Origin of the sequence: Haloactinopolyspora alba, from assembly GCF_003014555.1 — a bacterium.
In the GTDB taxonomy this organism is placed as follows: Bacteria; Actinomycetota; Actinomycetes; order Jiangellales; family Jiangellaceae; genus Haloactinopolyspora; species Haloactinopolyspora alba.
In genome coordinates this window covers 1-14,023 of record NZ_PYGE01000037.1, presented here as the reverse complement: position 1 = coordinate 14,023, position 14,023 = coordinate 1, and the positions used below count along the sequence as shown (strand labels likewise).

Genomic DNA, 14,023 nt, shown 5'->3' with positions numbered 1-14,023 from the left:
CCTCAAACGACACCTCACCGACGTCGTCTACCGCACACTCACCACCGACCTCACCACCAGCAACAACACCACCACTTGACATAGAAGCGTCATTCTCGAGCAGGCGGGTGCCAGTGGCCGTGGTGGACCACCTCGGTGAGGGAGCGACGGCCCCGGCGCAGCGACGGTGACCGGCGGTCCTGCGCCCGGTAGCCGATGGTGATCGCGCCGATGGGGGTGTGGTCGCCGGGGACGCCGAACTCGGAGCGGAACGCGTCGAGCCGCTGCGGCGGGATCCCGAAGAAGCATGCCCCCAGACCCTCGTCCACCGCCGTGAGCAGCATCAGCAGCGCGGCCATCCCGGTGTCGACGTCCCAGTAGGGCACCGGCCACCGGGACTCGTCGCGATCCGTCCAGCCCTTGTCCGGCTCGGCGTAACGGTCGAGGTAGGCCCGCTTGCACGACATCGGCACCAGCACGACGGGGGCGCGCCGCAGCCCTGCCGACCACTGGTCGGCGCCCATCCCCGGCGGGGTGCACGCCCGCCAGAACCGGGCGACGTCGTCGGTGGTGTCCAGGCGCAGGAACGCCCATCCCTGGCTGAACCCGGCGCTCGGCGCGTGCAACGCGTGCTCGAGGACGCGGTCGATCACGTCCGGCGGCACCGGTTCCTCGCGATAGTTGCGGACCATGCGGCGGCGGCGGACCGCCTCGGCGAACTCCATACCCCGCATCATGCCCTGGTGAGGCGGTGGCGGCGGGATCGAACGGTCGCCACCGCCCGCGTGTGTCGAATCAGCGCGTGCCGCGACGTCGCATGCCCGTCGACATCATGGCCACTGCGCAGAGCAGCGCCAACGCGCCGACGATGACGTTGCTGACCAGCGCGGCGTTCTCCGGGGTCGGGCCGGAGACCACCCACGGCGCGACGATCGCCCAGGCGCCCAGCAGCGGAGCGACCCAGGCCATGCCGTGCATGTGCCCGTACGCCGCGACGAAACCGACGGCGAGCAGGGCGATGGCAATGCCCGTGAACAGGTTCGTCACGGTGATGGCGGACTGATCGGTGAACCCGATCACCCAGGGCGACATCGCCAGGAACAGGCCGGAGAGGAACGACAGGCCGTCGGCCGACTGCGCGACCGGCGTCTCGGAGATCTCGTCGTACCTGTGCCGCATGGTGGCGACGTCGGGGTGCTGCTCGATGTCGGGACTCGGTGTAGTCATGACCCCACCTCCAGGAAATGGACATCGGGTCGATCCCGCACCTCCATCATCCTCCTACGCACGGTCTCCGTCCACGACCCGGCGCGGTTCACCCGCCCGCCGGTGGACGGCGCGGCGTGGCCGAATATGATCGCGCGAGGGTGTGGCCTGCCGGTAGGAGGACTGACGTGAACGGGGTGACCGAACGGGTCCGGTCCGGCCGCGACCGGGCCGGCGACGAGGGGGACGACTGACCGTGGCCTTCCGCCGCCGCAACGCGCCGAGGCCCGCCGATCCGAGGCCGGCAGTCGCCCGGTTCTGGCAGTGGTGGGCCGAGCACCGGGACGAGGTTCTCGCCGCTGTGGACGCGAACCGTCCCGACGATGTCCGAACCCTGCTCGACCCCGCTGTCGCCGCCCTCGACCACGGCCTGACCTGGGAGATGGCCGCCGGGGAGCAGCGGCGGCACGCCCTCGCGCTGTCGGCGGGCAGAGACACCGAGCGGCGCGCGGTCACCGAGCGCTGGGTGCTGGCGGCGCCGGACGACCCGGGCATCGAGTTCGCCGCCGCGCGGATGCCCCGACCGCTGGACGAGGTGCCGTCGATCACCGTCGACGACTACGACATCGACCTGGGCGAGCTTGTCGCGGGCACCGGCGTCGACCCGCGGCGGACCGTCCTGGACGTCGTGGTGCACCATCCGCTGTTCCCGCTGCTCGGCGAGAACGCGCGCAACGACGTGGCGTGGCGCGGGCTGGTGGCAGCGCTCGGCGACGACGACGTGTTGCGCTGGATCGGCACCGTCACAGTCAGTGCCGACCGGTCGGTCGACGCCATCGCGTTGTCGATGCTGGGTGCGGTAGCGGAACAGCTCCGGCCCACCCAGGGACCGTGGGTGACGCTGCACGGCGCCGGGCGCGGCGGGCGTCCGGTCACGGCGGTGGCGCGCCGCCCGCTGCTCCGGGTGGAGCGCCCGCTGGCGGACACGTCGGTGATGGTCACGCTCGGGTACAAGGCGAACCGGAACGGCGAGCCCGAGGACGACAGCGTCGCGGCCGACGCCGAGCGGCTGCAGGAGGACGTGCTGGCGGCGCTGGGCGGAGACGGCCCGCACGCGCTGCGGGTGGGTCACCTGACGGGCGGCGGCCGGATCGTCGCCTACTTCTACGTCGACGGGCTCGAGGTGAACGTCGAGTCGATCGAGCCCGTGCTGCGGTCGTGGACGCACGGGACGGCGGCCGCACGGGACCGGTTCGACCCGGCCTGGGACGAGGTCGCGCCGCTGCGGACGTGAGTGCGACACCGCTCGGCGGCGCTCGGGTGTACGGCGGCTCACACCGCAAACCCGGTGCGGATGTCAGTGCCGTCTGGCACAGTTGTTCGTGTTGCCACGATACGCCGGTGCTGTCGTCTTCGTGTGTCGTGATCGTGTGATCCATTCCCCTTGCCGTCGCCGCAGCCGAAGAGGTATGCCCGCGTGCCCGCATCATCCCGCGACGTAGTCGCGTCCCGAACCGGCCTGACCCGTGCTCAGATGATCCGTCGCGTGTTCGTGTTGGGCGCGCTCACCGCCCTCGGCCCGCTGACGATCGACCTCTACCTGCCCGCATTCCCCGCGATCTCCGGAGACCTCGACGCCGCTGAGTCCGCGGTGCAGCTCACCCTCACCGGAACCCTGCTGGGGTTCGCGATCGGGCAGCTCATCCTCGGTCCGCTCTCCGACGCGCTGGGCCGTCGCCGGCCGCTGATGGCCGCGACGGCCACGCACGTCGTCGCGTCGGTGTTGTGCGCCGTGGCGCCGAACATCGCGATGCTCGGCGGGTTCCGCGTGCTGCAGGGCATGGCGGCCGCCGCCGGGGCGGTCGTGTCCATGGCGGTCGTGCGCGACCTGTACACCGGGCTTCCCGCGGTGCGGTTGTTGTCACGGCTGATGCTGGTCACCGGCATCGCGCCGGTTCTGGCTCCGTCGCTGGGCGGGCAGGTGCTGCAGTTCACCGACTGGCGCGGCGTGTTCTGGGTGCTGGCCGTGCTCGGACTGGGCCTGGTCGCCGTGGTCGTGCTCGGTCTCGAGGAGACGCTGCCGCCGGAGCGGCGCCGCTCCGGCGGGGTGGCCGGGACGATGCGCACCTACGCGTCGATCCTGCGCGGGCGCGTGTTCGTCGGCCTGATGCTCACCGGCGGCTCGATGATGGCCGCGCTGTTCGCCTACATCGCCGGGTCGTCGTTCGTGTTCCAGGACGTGTACGGGCTGTCCGAGCAGGCGTACGGCGTCCTGTTCGGGCTGAACTCCGTCGGCCTGATCACGGCGACCCAGCTGAACGCGCGCCTGGTCCGCCGGGTGGCGCCGAAATGGGTCGTCTCGGGGGCGCTGGTCACCGCCGCGACGGCCGCCGGTGCCATGCTCGTGTTCGCCAGCAGCGGCCTGTTCGGCATCGCGGGCATCGCCGTGCCGCTGTTCGTGCTGCTGACCACGGTCGGGTTCACCATGCCGAACACGCCGGTACTGGCGCTGGCCGAGCACGGTGAGTCCGCCGGCACCGCCGCGGCGCTGCTGGGCGCGATGAACTTCGCCGTCGGTGCGTTCAGCGCCCCGATGGTCGGGGCGTTCGGCAGCGGTTCGGCCGTACCGATGGCGGGGGTCATGGTCACCATGACGCTGCTGGCGGTGGCGGCGTTGTTCCTGGTGGCGCGGCCGTGGCGGATGACGGACCCGGCGAGCGGGCCCGCGGCGCCCGCCGAGCCGCCCGAACCGGTCGACGCCGCCGCCCCGCCCGCGGATCCGGCGCCCGGTCCGCACGCGTCACGTGCCACCCACTCGACAGCACATCAGGGGGCCGAGGGCACGTGCCACGGCGGTGCGGCGCACCCGCCGGTGCCCCTCGGACGCATCGAACGCCGTCATGCGCAGGCATCCACGCGGCGCTCCCGCCGCAGGCGCACGGCCGCGGAGGGAACACACCGCGAGAGCTGAAGCCGTCGGTGCCTGGCCGACGAGCGTCCCGCCGGCGCGGGTCAGCCGAAGGCGATGCAGGCCGGACTCGGTGTCCGCAACGCGACGCCGTCGGGTTGCGGCAGGCCGGACGACGGTTCGACCCGGAAGGACGCGACGTCGTCGGAGAACTGGTTGGCGACGAACAGCCGCTCGCCGGCCGGGTCCAGCGCGAGGTCCCGGGGATGCGTGCCGCCGCAAGGCAGCGCCGCCACCCACCGCACCGTCTCGCCGTCGACCGAGAGCACCGCGATCTCGTCGGCGAACCGGTTGGCGACGTACAGGAAGCGGCCGTCGGCGCCCAGCCGCATCCCCGAGGGCAGGCTGTCGCCCGGTTCTCCGCCCGGGTGCGTGCTGGCGGTGCCGACTACCGTCGCGGACGTCAGATCGACCACCGAGACCGTCGAGTCCAGCTCGCCGACGACGTAGGCGAACCGGTCCTGCACGACGAGATGCCGGGGCCCACTGCCCGGAGGCATCGCGATCCGGTCGGCGTCGGTCAGGCGGCCGGTGCTCTCGTCGAGGTCGTACCGGTGCAGGGTGTCCGTGCCGAGGTCGGTGACCAGCACGTGCCCGCGTCCAGGTCCGCTGCCGGGATCGGTGACGGCCATGTGCGCGTGCGGTCCGTCCTGACGGCCGGAGACCGGCCCCGAGCCGGAGTACTGCCGGCGGTCGGTGCGTTCGCCGACCGAGCCGTCCGCGTCGACGGGGTGCACACTGACGGATCCGGAGCCGTAGTCGGCGGCCAGCAGGTGCCGGCCCCGCGGGTGCACGGACAGGTGGCACGGGCCCTTGCCCCCGGTGGCACGTGGTACACCGAGCGGGCTCAGCGCGCCGTCGTCGGCCCGCCACGCGCTGACCGCGCCGTCGGGTGACTCGTGCACCGTGTAGACGATGTCGCCGCCGGGCGCGACGGCCACGTACATCGGGTTCTCGACCGTGCCGGCACCGGTGCCGAGCGCGGTCATGTCGCTTCCCCGCACCTCGACGACGGTGATGCCGGAGGCTCTACTGCCCTGACCGCTGCTGGTGGCGGCTCCGATGAATGCGTGCATGAGGACATCATCGCCTGCCGTGCCGCCCGGACGGAACGGCGGGCGGAGCCGGTGCTGTGGGCGCGGCGGGCCGTGCGGGCGATGGCGTCACGTGGTCGGGACGCCGCGGCGTCCGGTGGTCGGGCATTGCGTTTGTTTCCGGAGAAAGTGGCGGCGACAAGCGACGTGCGACGCCTTTCGGAAGCGGAATTCGCCGAAGTCCGCACGTGTCGGTTACGGCCCGTGCGAGGCTGGTCCGCGAAGGCGGTTCAGTTGCTGAGTGTAGCTTTCGATCACCCAGAGTGAGCAGCGAAGATGCGCGCAGGAAACTACTCTCCGTCACCATTTGCGTCACGCAAAGTTATTGTTGCGTAGGTGTCTTTCGGTGTCTATTGTTCTGAGTACTCGCACTGCATTTCAAAGGTGCTTCGATCCAATTCGACCGAGTTGGGCGAACCGAGAGGGACGGTGGTGTCGTCATGAGGCACAGGTCCCCGACGAGCCGGCGGATGCGGTGTCAGCACGGCCTCGGGCCGTGACAAGGACCGGCGCGGCCCTTCCGCCCTGCACAGGCCGCGCCGAGATAAGGGGCCGCGGTGCGGTGCGTCCGGGGACGAACGCACCGCGGCCCAACGGGGTGGCGACGGGTTTCCGCGGGCTGGTCCCGTCGCCGCATGCGGAGACGCGACGGGCTCTGTTGGGGGGCAGATCCCCGTCGCGTTCTCCGCGACCGGCTGCTCAAAGTAGGGCAGGATGGCACCTAGAGCGTGATCGGCGCATACGGTACTAGAGATATACAGACCGGACGGAGCCGTGGAGCCAGGGTGTCGATGCCATGACTGTGACGAAGACCCTCAACGCTGACCATCTGACAACCACCGACGAGCTGTACGGGTTCCGGGACAGTGTCTCGGGCATGTGGTTGCGCTTCTACACGCCAGCGCGACGATTCGACCTGTGGCAGCAGTACGTCGCCGGAGCGCAGCGCACTTACCAGAAGTACCGGGTCGAGGCCGCCCTGTCGCTGCCGGCGGCCGACGAGGACGCGACGACCCCGGTCTTCTGTGTGATGAGCGACGACGGCGGCACGATCTGGGCGGGCTGGTACGCCAACGGGCCGTTGCGGAGCATGCGCGACGCCTACGCCCCACGCGAGTTCGTCAGCGAGCCGCTGTCCGCCTCGATGGTGACCAGCTGGATCTCGGATGCGCTGCCGGACGGGGTTATCGAGCTCAAGGGAGCCTGGGTGGACCCGGCGTCGGACCAGAAGGGCGCGCTGGCCGACCTGACGTCACGGGCGTTCTTACACGCGATGACCTTTCTGGGTGTGCGGTTCGCGTACTGTTCAGCCGCCGAACACGCAGCGCCGCGATGGTTCAATTCGGGCGCACGCGAACTACCGGACATCGTGCCGGCCGCCTATCCTGATGACCGGTACCGGACGACGCTGCTGACCTGGGACGCCGAGACCACACTCGACTTCTCGACGTCAGAGCAACGTCAGCTGTTCGGTGCGGAGCGCCGGCAGGCGGTAGGGCACGGTGACGAGAGGGCCTGGTGATGGGTGACAATGCCGGTGCGGACGACATCTGGCATCCGATACACGTCGAGGACGCGCGCGAGCTCCAGGCGCTGATCGACGATCCACGCGTCGAGGTCATCGACACGATCGACCAGCAACGACGTGATCTGGAACGGATCCTCCCCGCGCCGGATCCGGAACATCTGTCCGAGCTCACCCGGTGGTATTACTACCCGTGGCGACGCAGCCTGGTTCACCTGCTCGGGCCGGGCGGGTTCCAGGCGCTGCGCTCGGACCGGAACCGGAACAAGATCACCGGGGAGCAGCAGCGGCGGCTGCGCGGGCTGAGCGTCGGTGTCGTCGGACTCAGCGTCGGGCATGCCATCGCGCACACGTTGGCGCTCGAGGGCAGCTGTGGGCGGGTTCTGCTCGCGGACTTCGACGAGATCGAGCTGTCCAACCTCAACCGGATCCCTGGCACCGTGTTCGACCTCGGCGTGAACAAGACCGTCGTGGTCGCTCGGCGGATCGCCGAGCTGGACCCGTACATCGACGTGCACATCGAGCCCGCCGGACTGGTCCTGGAGTCCGCCGACACGTTCATGCGGGACCTGGACGTGGTGATCGAGGAGTGTGACTCCTTCGACGTCAAGCTCGCGGTGCGCGACGCTGCGCGGCGGCTGCGCATCCCGCTGATCATGGAGACCAGCGATCGCGGCCTGCTGGACGTCGAACGCTACGACCTCGAGCCCGAGCGGCCGCTGTTCCATGGCCTGCTCGGGGACGCGCAGCCGGCCGACCTGATCGGCATGAGCACCCACGACAAGGTGCCGTACGTGCTGCGCGTCCTGGAGCCAGACCAGCTGTCGGCCGTGATGGCCGCGTCGATGACCGAGGTCGACGAGACACTGAACACGTGGCCGCAGCTCGGCGGCGACATCAACCTCGGGGCCGCGAGCGTGGCTGCCGCGGTGCGCAGGCTCGGTCTCGGTGGTCACCTGCCGTCGGGCCGGATCCGGCTGGACCTGGAAGACGCGCTCGCGTCGCTCGCCGAGCCGGCGGCGACGTCGGAGCCGGGCGCCGGCGTCGAGGCGTCGGCGGATCCGGAACCGGCGCCGTCCGACGGTGTCGAGGCGGTGATCCACGCCGCACGGCTGGCTCCCTCGGGCGGCAACACCCAGCCGTGGCGGTTCCTGCACGACCGCTCCGAGCTGCGCATCGAGCTCGATCCCGAGCAGACGTCCACTCTCGACGTCGCCTACCGCGGCAGCTACGTCGGCATCGGTGCGGCGCTGTTCAACGCGCGCGTCGCCGCGGCGCGGCATGCGATCCTCGGTGACGTCGAGATCTTTCCGCACGGCACGGGCGGGTCACCGGTAGCCCGGTTGACCTTCTCCGACGACGCGGATCCCGAGCTCGCCGCGTTCTACGAGCCGGCGCTGCGGCGGGTGTCCAACCGGAACCTGACCGAACCGAAGCCGCTGCCGGACGAGGTGGCCCCGGAGCTGCGGGCGGCCGCCGCGGCCGAAGGCGCGAGCGCCCACCTGGTCGCCGACCGGGACGACCTGCACGAGCTCGGTGAGCTGCTCGGCGAGTCCGACCGGACGCGATACCTGACCGACCACCTGCACCGGGAGATGATGCGCGAGCTGCGCTGGCCCGGCGTCCACGACCTGGACTGGGGGCTGGACGTCCGTACCCTCGAGCTGGACGAGTCCGACCTGGCCAAGCTGAACGTGGCGCGCCGCGACGACGTCATGGCGCTGCTGGCCGAGCAGGACCTCGGGCGGGCACTGGGCGAATCGACCCGTGACCGTGTCCAGTCCGCATCCGGCCTGGTCGTGGTCGGCATCGACGGCTGCACTCCGGCGGACTACGTGCGTGGCGGCCAGGCCGTCGAGCGGGTCTGGGTGGCCGCCGAGAGGCAGGGCCTGGCCGTACAGGTGATGTCGCCCGTCTTCGTCTTCGCCGTCGGCCACGACGACTACGCCGAGCTGTCGCCCCGATATGCCGATCGGCTGCGTGACCTGCATCGGGAGTTCGCTCAGCTGACCGGCATGGGTGACCAGCACATCGCGCTGGTGATGCGGATCGGCTACGCTCCGTCGATCAGCGTCCGGAGCCGCCGCCTCCCGGCTCGCCTTACCGTCCGGGCGCTATCGAGGCACGGAGCAACTGAATGAAGCTCGACCCGGAAACGATCCAACCGCTGCTGAAGACGTTGGCCGAGTCGACCGACGCGATCTCGGCCGACCTGCTCGCCGCCGGCGGCGGCCTGCCGCTGGCGGGCTGGGGCAGCGCGGCCGACTCCGGCGTCCGCGGACCCGAACTGACCGCGATGCGCGAGGCGATCCGCGGCGTCGTCGACGAGGTCTCCGCCGAGAACGCCGGCGACGAGCCACGCACCGCCGAGGTCGGCGGCTACCAGGTGCTTGCGGTGAGCCTGCGCTTCCGCGACTTCCACGGCGGTGTGTGCGTCGTCCGCGGCGGCGACCGGCCCTGGTCCGGCAACGACCGTTCCCTGGTGCGGATGGCCGCGACCCTGACGACGGCGGTGCTCGAGGCCGGCGAGGAGTCCGGCCTGCACAACCGGCTCGACGCGCTGGTCACCTACATCGCCTCCGAGCTGATGGGGGTGTCCGCCCTCGAGCTCGGGGACACGGTCTACCGGGTGCTCGGCGAACTGGGCCGGTACTTCTCGGCCGACACCTGCTTCCTCCGGCACAACGAACCGAACTTGCAGGCCAGCGTGCTGGTCGACGAATGGCCGCGGCGGCCGGACGTCCCCGATCCCGACCCGCTCGGCGTCGTGCCCTGGGAAACCGAGGACCTCGTCTTCTCGATGGTCGGCGACCAGCGTGAGCCGTTCCTGGTCCGCCCGGGTGATGGCCAGGGCAGCTACCAGCAGCGGGTCCACGCCGGCTCGGGCGTCGAGGAAGTGTCGATGGCGACAGTGCCGCTGATCAGTGGGGACACCACGCGAGGCGTTCTCGGGCTGATCCACTTCGGCGATCGGATCTGGACCCGGGCCGAGGTCCGTGCGCTGCGGGCCATCGCGTCGCTGCTGGTCCAGCTGGACGCACGGGTGACCGCTGAGGAGAACCTGCACCACCAGGCTTACCACGACGAGCTCACCGGCATGTGGAACCGGCGCGCGTTCGTCGAGAACCTCACCGCGGTGTTGGTGAACGACCCGAACGCGCGTGTGGCCGTGCTGTTCGCCGACATGGACCGGCTCAAGACCGTCAACGACGTTCTCGGCCACGGCGTCGGCGACAGCTTCATCCAGGCGGTCTCCGCGCGGATGCGCGAGTGCGTGCGGCCACGGGACGTCGTGGCGCGCCTGGCCGGCGACGAGTTCGTGGTGGTCCTGCACGACGTGCACAGCGTCGAGGCCGCCGAGCGCGCGGCCCGGCGGATCCTCGACCGCATCGCCGAACCCCTCGAGGTCGGCGGGCACGCCATCAGCCGCAGCGCAAGCGTCGGGCTGGCGCTCAACGGCGACGGCGCCGGCACCGTCGACGAGCTGCTCGGCAACGCCGACGTCGCCCTGCTGGAAGCCAAGGAACGCGGCGGCGACTCGGTGGTGTCGTTCAACGACGAGCTGCGCTCGAAGCTGCTGATCCGTGCCGATCTCGAGCTCCGGTTGCGCACGGCCATCTCGAACGACGAGATGCGGCTGTACTTCCAGCCGGAGTTCGACCTTCGGGACGGGCGGCTGACGGGCGTCGAGGCGCTCATCCGCTGGCAGCACCCGGAGCGAGGGCTGCTCGCGGCCGACTCGTTCATCTCGGTGGTCGAAGAGATCAACCTCGCCGCCGAGCTCGGCCGGTGGGTGCTGGAGGAGGCCTGCCGGCAGCTCGCGCTCTGGAAGGCGTCGTCGTTCGATCCTCCGGCCATCGTCCGGGTGAACATTTCCGCCGGCGAGCTGATCAGTTCCGACTTCGTCGACTTCGTCGCCGGTCTGCTGAACCGGTACGGACTGGCGCCGGCGGAGCTGGGCATCGAGATCACCGAGAGCACCGTCATGCGCGAGATCGACGACGTCCGCGCGACGCTCAACGGTCTGCGCGGGCTCGGCGTCACGCTGGCGATCGACGACTTCGGCACCGGGTACAGCTCGCTGGCCCAGCTGAAGGAGCTGCCGGTCGACATCCTCAAGATCGACCGCAGCTTCGTGTCGGCGCTGGCCGAGAACAGCGGTGACCGGGCGATCGTCGCGGCCATCGTGCGGCTTGCCGAGGCGTTCAACCTGACGACCGTGGCCGAGGGTGTGGAGGAGTCCGCCGCCGTGACGACACTGCTCGACCTGGGCTGTCACCGCGCGCAGGGCTTTTTCATGTCCAAGCCGTTGCCGGCGAACGCGGTGCTCAACAGTGCGCGTAACCCGGGTGTGCCGCTGCGTGCCGTCTGATCACCGGACCCGCCGTGGTCTTTCCGGCCACAACCACTTAACATGCACGTCGAGTGTCAGCGCACGGCTGGAACGACGTCCTTACCGTGACCGTGGCCCGGGTATCGTGGTGACTGTCTCGGCGTTCCGGCCGGGCAACCAGGTCCGGGGGGTGTGGGCGTGACGGTGTGGGCGGCGCCGGCGCGGAGGATGAGGCAGCCTTTGGGAGCTCGAGGATGAACGACGGCGGTTCCGAGTCGACCGAGGAGGACTTCGCGCGCGTCGTGGGCGCGCGGCTGCGGGCCCTGCGCAAGCGCCGGCGGCTGTCGCTGCAGGCCGTGGAGGAGAAGTCCGGGGGGCGCCTGCGGGCGGTCGTCGTGGGCTCGTACGAGCGGGGCGACCGGGTCGCGTCCATCCGGCGCATCGCCGAGCTCGCCGAGTTCTACGGCGTTCCGGTCGACTCCCTGGTCTCCGACGGGTCCGGCCGGTCCGCGTCGTCCGGCGAGGGCAAGGTCGTGATCGACCTGGACGCGTTGCGCGACGCCCCGCCCGAGACGGAGCGGCTGGCCGGCTTCGTCTCCTCCATCCAGCGCCAGCGCAACGACTTCACCAGCCGCACGCTCACCATCCGCGCCGAGGACGTGTCCCTGGCGGCGCTGCTGTACGAGATGTCCCCGGACGACTTCCGCGACAAGCTCGTGGCCTGGGGCGTCCTCGTCTCCAGCTGAGCGGGCGCCGGGGGGCGACGGACGCCGCGTGCGGCTGCCTACACTGGGCGGCTGTGGTGACGACGCTGCTCGACCGGATCGGCTCGCTGGTGACCAACGACCCGTCGTACGGCGACGGGTCACCACTCGGGCGACTCACCGACGCGGCCCTGGTGGTCGACGCGGGCGGCTCGGTCGTGTGGGCCGGCGAGTCCAGGAACGCGCCCGCCGCCGACGCGTACGTCGACGTGTCCGGACGCTGCGTGATCCCCGGCTTCGTCGACAGCCACGCGCATCTGGTGTTCGCCGGCGACCGCTCGGCCGAGTTCGCGGCCCGGATGAGCGGACAGCCCTACGAGGCCGGCGGCATCCGCACCACCGTGCGGCACACCCGGGCGGCGACGGACGAGGCGCTGGAAGCGAACCTGGTCCGCCTGCTCGCCGAGATGCGGCGGCAGGGAACGACGACCGTCGAGGTCAAGAGCGGATACGGGCTGACCGCCCGGGACGAGTCGCGCGCGCTGGCCCTGGCGGCGCGGCACTGTGACGAGACGACCTACCTCGGCGCGCACATCGTCCCCGCCGAGTACGAGGACGACCCGGCCGGCTACGTCGACCTGGTCTCCGGCCCGATGCTGGAGGCCTGCCGGACCTACGCGCGCTGGATCGACGTGTTCTGTGAGACCGGCGCGTTCGACCGGGACGCGTCCCGGGCCGTGCTGGACGCCGGCGTGCGCAGCGGCCTCGGTGCCCGGGTGCACGCGAACCAGCTCGGCCACGGCCCCGGCGTCCAACTGGCGTGCGAGGCCGGCGCGGCCAGCGCCGATCACTGCACGTTCCTGGACGACGCCGACGTCGCCGCGCTGGCCGGATCGCAGACGGTGGCGACGCTGCTGCCGGGGGTCGAGTTCTCCACCCGGTCGCCGTACCCGGACGCCCGCCGGCTGCTGGCGGCGGGCGCGACGGTCGCACTGGCGAGCGACTGCAACCCGGGGTCGTGCTTCACGTCGTCGATGCCGTTCTGTATCGCGCTGGCCGTGCGTGAGATGGGCATGACACCGGACGAGGCGCTGTGGTCGGCGACGGCCGGCGGTGCGGCGGCCCTGCGCCGCACCGACGTCGGGCGGCTGACGCCCGGCGCTCGCGCCGACCTGGTGGTTCTGGACGCCCCGTCACACGTTCACCTGGCTTACCGCCCCGGAGTGCCGCTGGTCGCCGACGTCTGGAAGTCCGGCCACCGCCCCTCCTGATCGCCGCGAGAATGATCACGTTCCGCATGGAATTCCATGCGTCACCACCCGTACAGGCCTGGTGACGCGTGCACACGCCTGGTGACGGCCACGGTTGCGCCCGCGGCTGGTCCGATAGGTTCGCCAAGCCTCGCCAAGGGTAGGCACAGCTCCCTGGCAAACGCTCCTGAGCTGCGATAATGTCCCCGTCATGAGGCTCAATGACATCCTGGACAAGGCGTTCTCCGAGCAGATCACGCTGGAGCTCGAATCGTCGGTGGCGTATCTGCAGCTGGCGGTCGCACTCGACGATGCCGACCTGCCGGGGATGGCATCATGGATGCGGATCCAGGCGGACGAGGAACGCGAGCACGCGGGGAAGTTCATCGCGCATGCGACGGCTCGCGGCAACCGGCCGCAGATCGGTCAGATCGTCGCGCCGAACGATCCCGGCGCGGGTGTGACGCCGGCGTTCGAGGCGGCCTTGGCGCACGAACAGCGGGTGTCGGAGTGCATCCGCGCGCTGTACCGGCTGGCCCAGGCCGAGGGCGACATCGACAGCCTTCCGTTGCTGAGCTGGTTCCTGGAGGAGCAGGTCGAAGAGGAGTCGACGGTTTCGGGGATCATCGGCCGGCTGCACATGATCGGTGACGACGGTCCGGGTCTGCTGCGGCTGGACGAGGAGCTCGGCGCGCGTCGCCCCGACGGTGACGCCGGCGCCTAGGAGGCACCCGGTGCGGTGACGGCATCGGAATCGGCGGCTCTCGTCGCGTCGAGTGGCGACAGCAACGGTCGAAGGGCGTCCCGGCGAGGACGGTGCTGGGCTCGGGCTCGCCCGCCATCACCAGGATTGTGCACGCGTCACCAGGGGTGGAATCTATCGGTGTAAGCAACGCCTAGTGGAGAGGGTGTTGTGATTGCCGAGGGCGTTGCCGTATGAGGTGCGTGAGGGGTTCTTCGCGCT

At 70.8% G+C, this 14,023-nt stretch carries 11 protein-coding genes; 8 read left to right on the top strand and 3 right to left on the bottom strand.

The features are described 5' to 3' along the window. Nucleotides 1-89: 89 nt before the first annotated feature. On the bottom strand, nucleotides 90-704 hold the full coding sequence (locus CLV30_RS25660; protein ID WP_106540104.1) for a nitroreductase family protein: 615 nt from the start codon (nucleotides 702-704) through the stop codon (nucleotides 90-92). Nucleotides 705-774: 70 nt separating this feature from the next. Continuing rightward, a complete protein-coding gene (locus CLV30_RS25655; protein ID WP_106540103.1) occupies nucleotides 775-1,206 on the bottom strand; it encodes an SPW repeat protein in 432 nt (143 codons plus the stop codon). A gap of 235 nt (nucleotides 1,207-1,441) precedes the next feature. On the opposite strand from CLV30_RS25655, the gene CLV30_RS25650 reads away from it, so the two are divergent. Together CLV30_RS25650 and CLV30_RS25645 are read left to right on the top strand one after the other, a co-directional pair. Continuing rightward, nucleotides 1,442-2,479, top strand: a complete 1,038-nt coding sequence (locus CLV30_RS25650; RefSeq protein ID WP_106540102.1) for a hypothetical protein — start codon at nucleotides 1,442-1,444, stop codon at nucleotides 2,477-2,479. A 252-nt stretch (nucleotides 2,480-2,731) separates the two neighbouring features. Beyond that, on the top strand, nucleotides 2,732-4,156 hold the full coding sequence (locus tag CLV30_RS25645) for a multidrug effflux MFS transporter (RefSeq protein WP_205741144.1): 1,425 nt from the start codon (nucleotides 2,732-2,734) through the stop codon (nucleotides 4,154-4,156). A 41-nt stretch (nucleotides 4,157-4,197) separates the two neighbouring features. Here CLV30_RS25645 and CLV30_RS25640 read toward each other — a convergent pair whose 3' ends face one another. Further along, nucleotides 4,198-5,229 (bottom strand): lactonase family protein, encoded by a 1,032-nt coding sequence (locus CLV30_RS25640; protein WP_106540101.1) that lies wholly within the window; start codon nucleotides 5,227-5,229, stop codon nucleotides 4,198-4,200. Nucleotides 5,230-6,043: 814 nt separating this feature from the next. Here CLV30_RS25640 and CLV30_RS25635 point away from each other — a divergent pair. From CLV30_RS25635 to CLV30_RS25610, 6 genes are all read left to right on the top strand, one after another. Beyond that, complete coding sequence (locus tag CLV30_RS25635) at nucleotides 6,044-6,769, top strand: hypothetical protein (protein ID WP_129711142.1); 726 nt, start codon at nucleotides 6,044-6,046, stop codon at nucleotides 6,767-6,769. Next, nucleotides 6,769-8,913, top strand: a complete 2,145-nt coding sequence (locus CLV30_RS25630; RefSeq protein ID WP_106540099.1) for an Rv1355c family protein — start codon at nucleotides 6,769-6,771, stop codon at nucleotides 8,911-8,913. The genes CLV30_RS25635 and CLV30_RS25630 overlap by 1 nt, the downstream gene beginning before the upstream one ends. Beyond that, nucleotides 8,910-11,144: a putative bifunctional diguanylate cyclase/phosphodiesterase gene (locus CLV30_RS25625; RefSeq protein WP_106540098.1), complete on the top strand. Its 2,235-nt coding sequence runs from the start codon at nucleotides 8,910-8,912 to the stop codon at nucleotides 11,142-11,144. The genes CLV30_RS25630 and CLV30_RS25625 overlap by 4 nt, the downstream gene beginning before the upstream one ends. A 215-nt stretch (nucleotides 11,145-11,359) precedes the next feature. Then, the gene (locus CLV30_RS25620) at nucleotides 11,360-11,851 is read left to right on the top strand and encodes a helix-turn-helix domain-containing protein (protein WP_106540097.1); all 492 of its coding nucleotides are present in this window, start codon (nucleotides 11,360-11,362) and stop codon (nucleotides 11,849-11,851) included. Nucleotides 11,852-11,904: 53 nt separating this feature from the next. Further along, nucleotides 11,905-13,080 (top strand): imidazolonepropionase, encoded by a 1,176-nt coding sequence (gene hutI, locus CLV30_RS25615; RefSeq protein WP_106540096.1) that lies wholly within the window; start codon nucleotides 11,905-11,907, stop codon nucleotides 13,078-13,080. Nucleotides 13,081-13,270: 190 nt separating this feature from the next. Beyond that, on the top strand, nucleotides 13,271-13,783 hold the full coding sequence (locus CLV30_RS25610; protein ID WP_106540095.1) for a ferritin: 513 nt from the start codon (nucleotides 13,271-13,273) through the stop codon (nucleotides 13,781-13,783). Nucleotides 13,784-14,023 lie beyond the last annotated feature (240 nt).

Excerpts from the sequence above, each read along its gene's own strand:
- CLV30_RS25660 (WP_106540104.1), bottom strand. The coding sequence starts at position 704 with ATGGAGTTCGCCGAGGCGGTCCGCCGCCGCCGCATGGTCCGCAACTAT.
- CLV30_RS25655 (WP_106540103.1), bottom strand. The coding sequence starts at position 1,206 with ATGACTACACCGAGTCCCGACATCGAGCAGCACCCCGACGTCGCCACC.
- CLV30_RS25640 (WP_106540101.1), bottom strand. The coding sequence starts at position 5,229 with ATGCACGCATTCATCGGAGCCGCCACCAGCAGCGGTCAGGGCAGTAGA.
- CLV30_RS25635 (WP_129711142.1), top strand. The coding sequence starts at position 6,044 with ATGACTGTGACGAAGACCCTCAACGCTGACCATCTGACAACCACCGAC.
- CLV30_RS25630 (WP_106540099.1), top strand. The coding sequence starts at position 6,769 with ATGGGTGACAATGCCGGTGCGGACGACATCTGGCATCCGATACACGTC.
- CLV30_RS25625 (WP_106540098.1), top strand. The coding sequence starts at position 8,910 with ATGAAGCTCGACCCGGAAACGATCCAACCGCTGCTGAAGACGTTGGCC.
- CLV30_RS25620 (WP_106540097.1), top strand. The coding sequence starts at position 11,360 with ATGAACGACGGCGGTTCCGAGTCGACCGAGGAGGACTTCGCGCGCGTC.
- CLV30_RS25610 (WP_106540095.1), top strand. The coding sequence starts at position 13,271 with ATGAGGCTCAATGACATCCTGGACAAGGCGTTCTCCGAGCAGATCACG.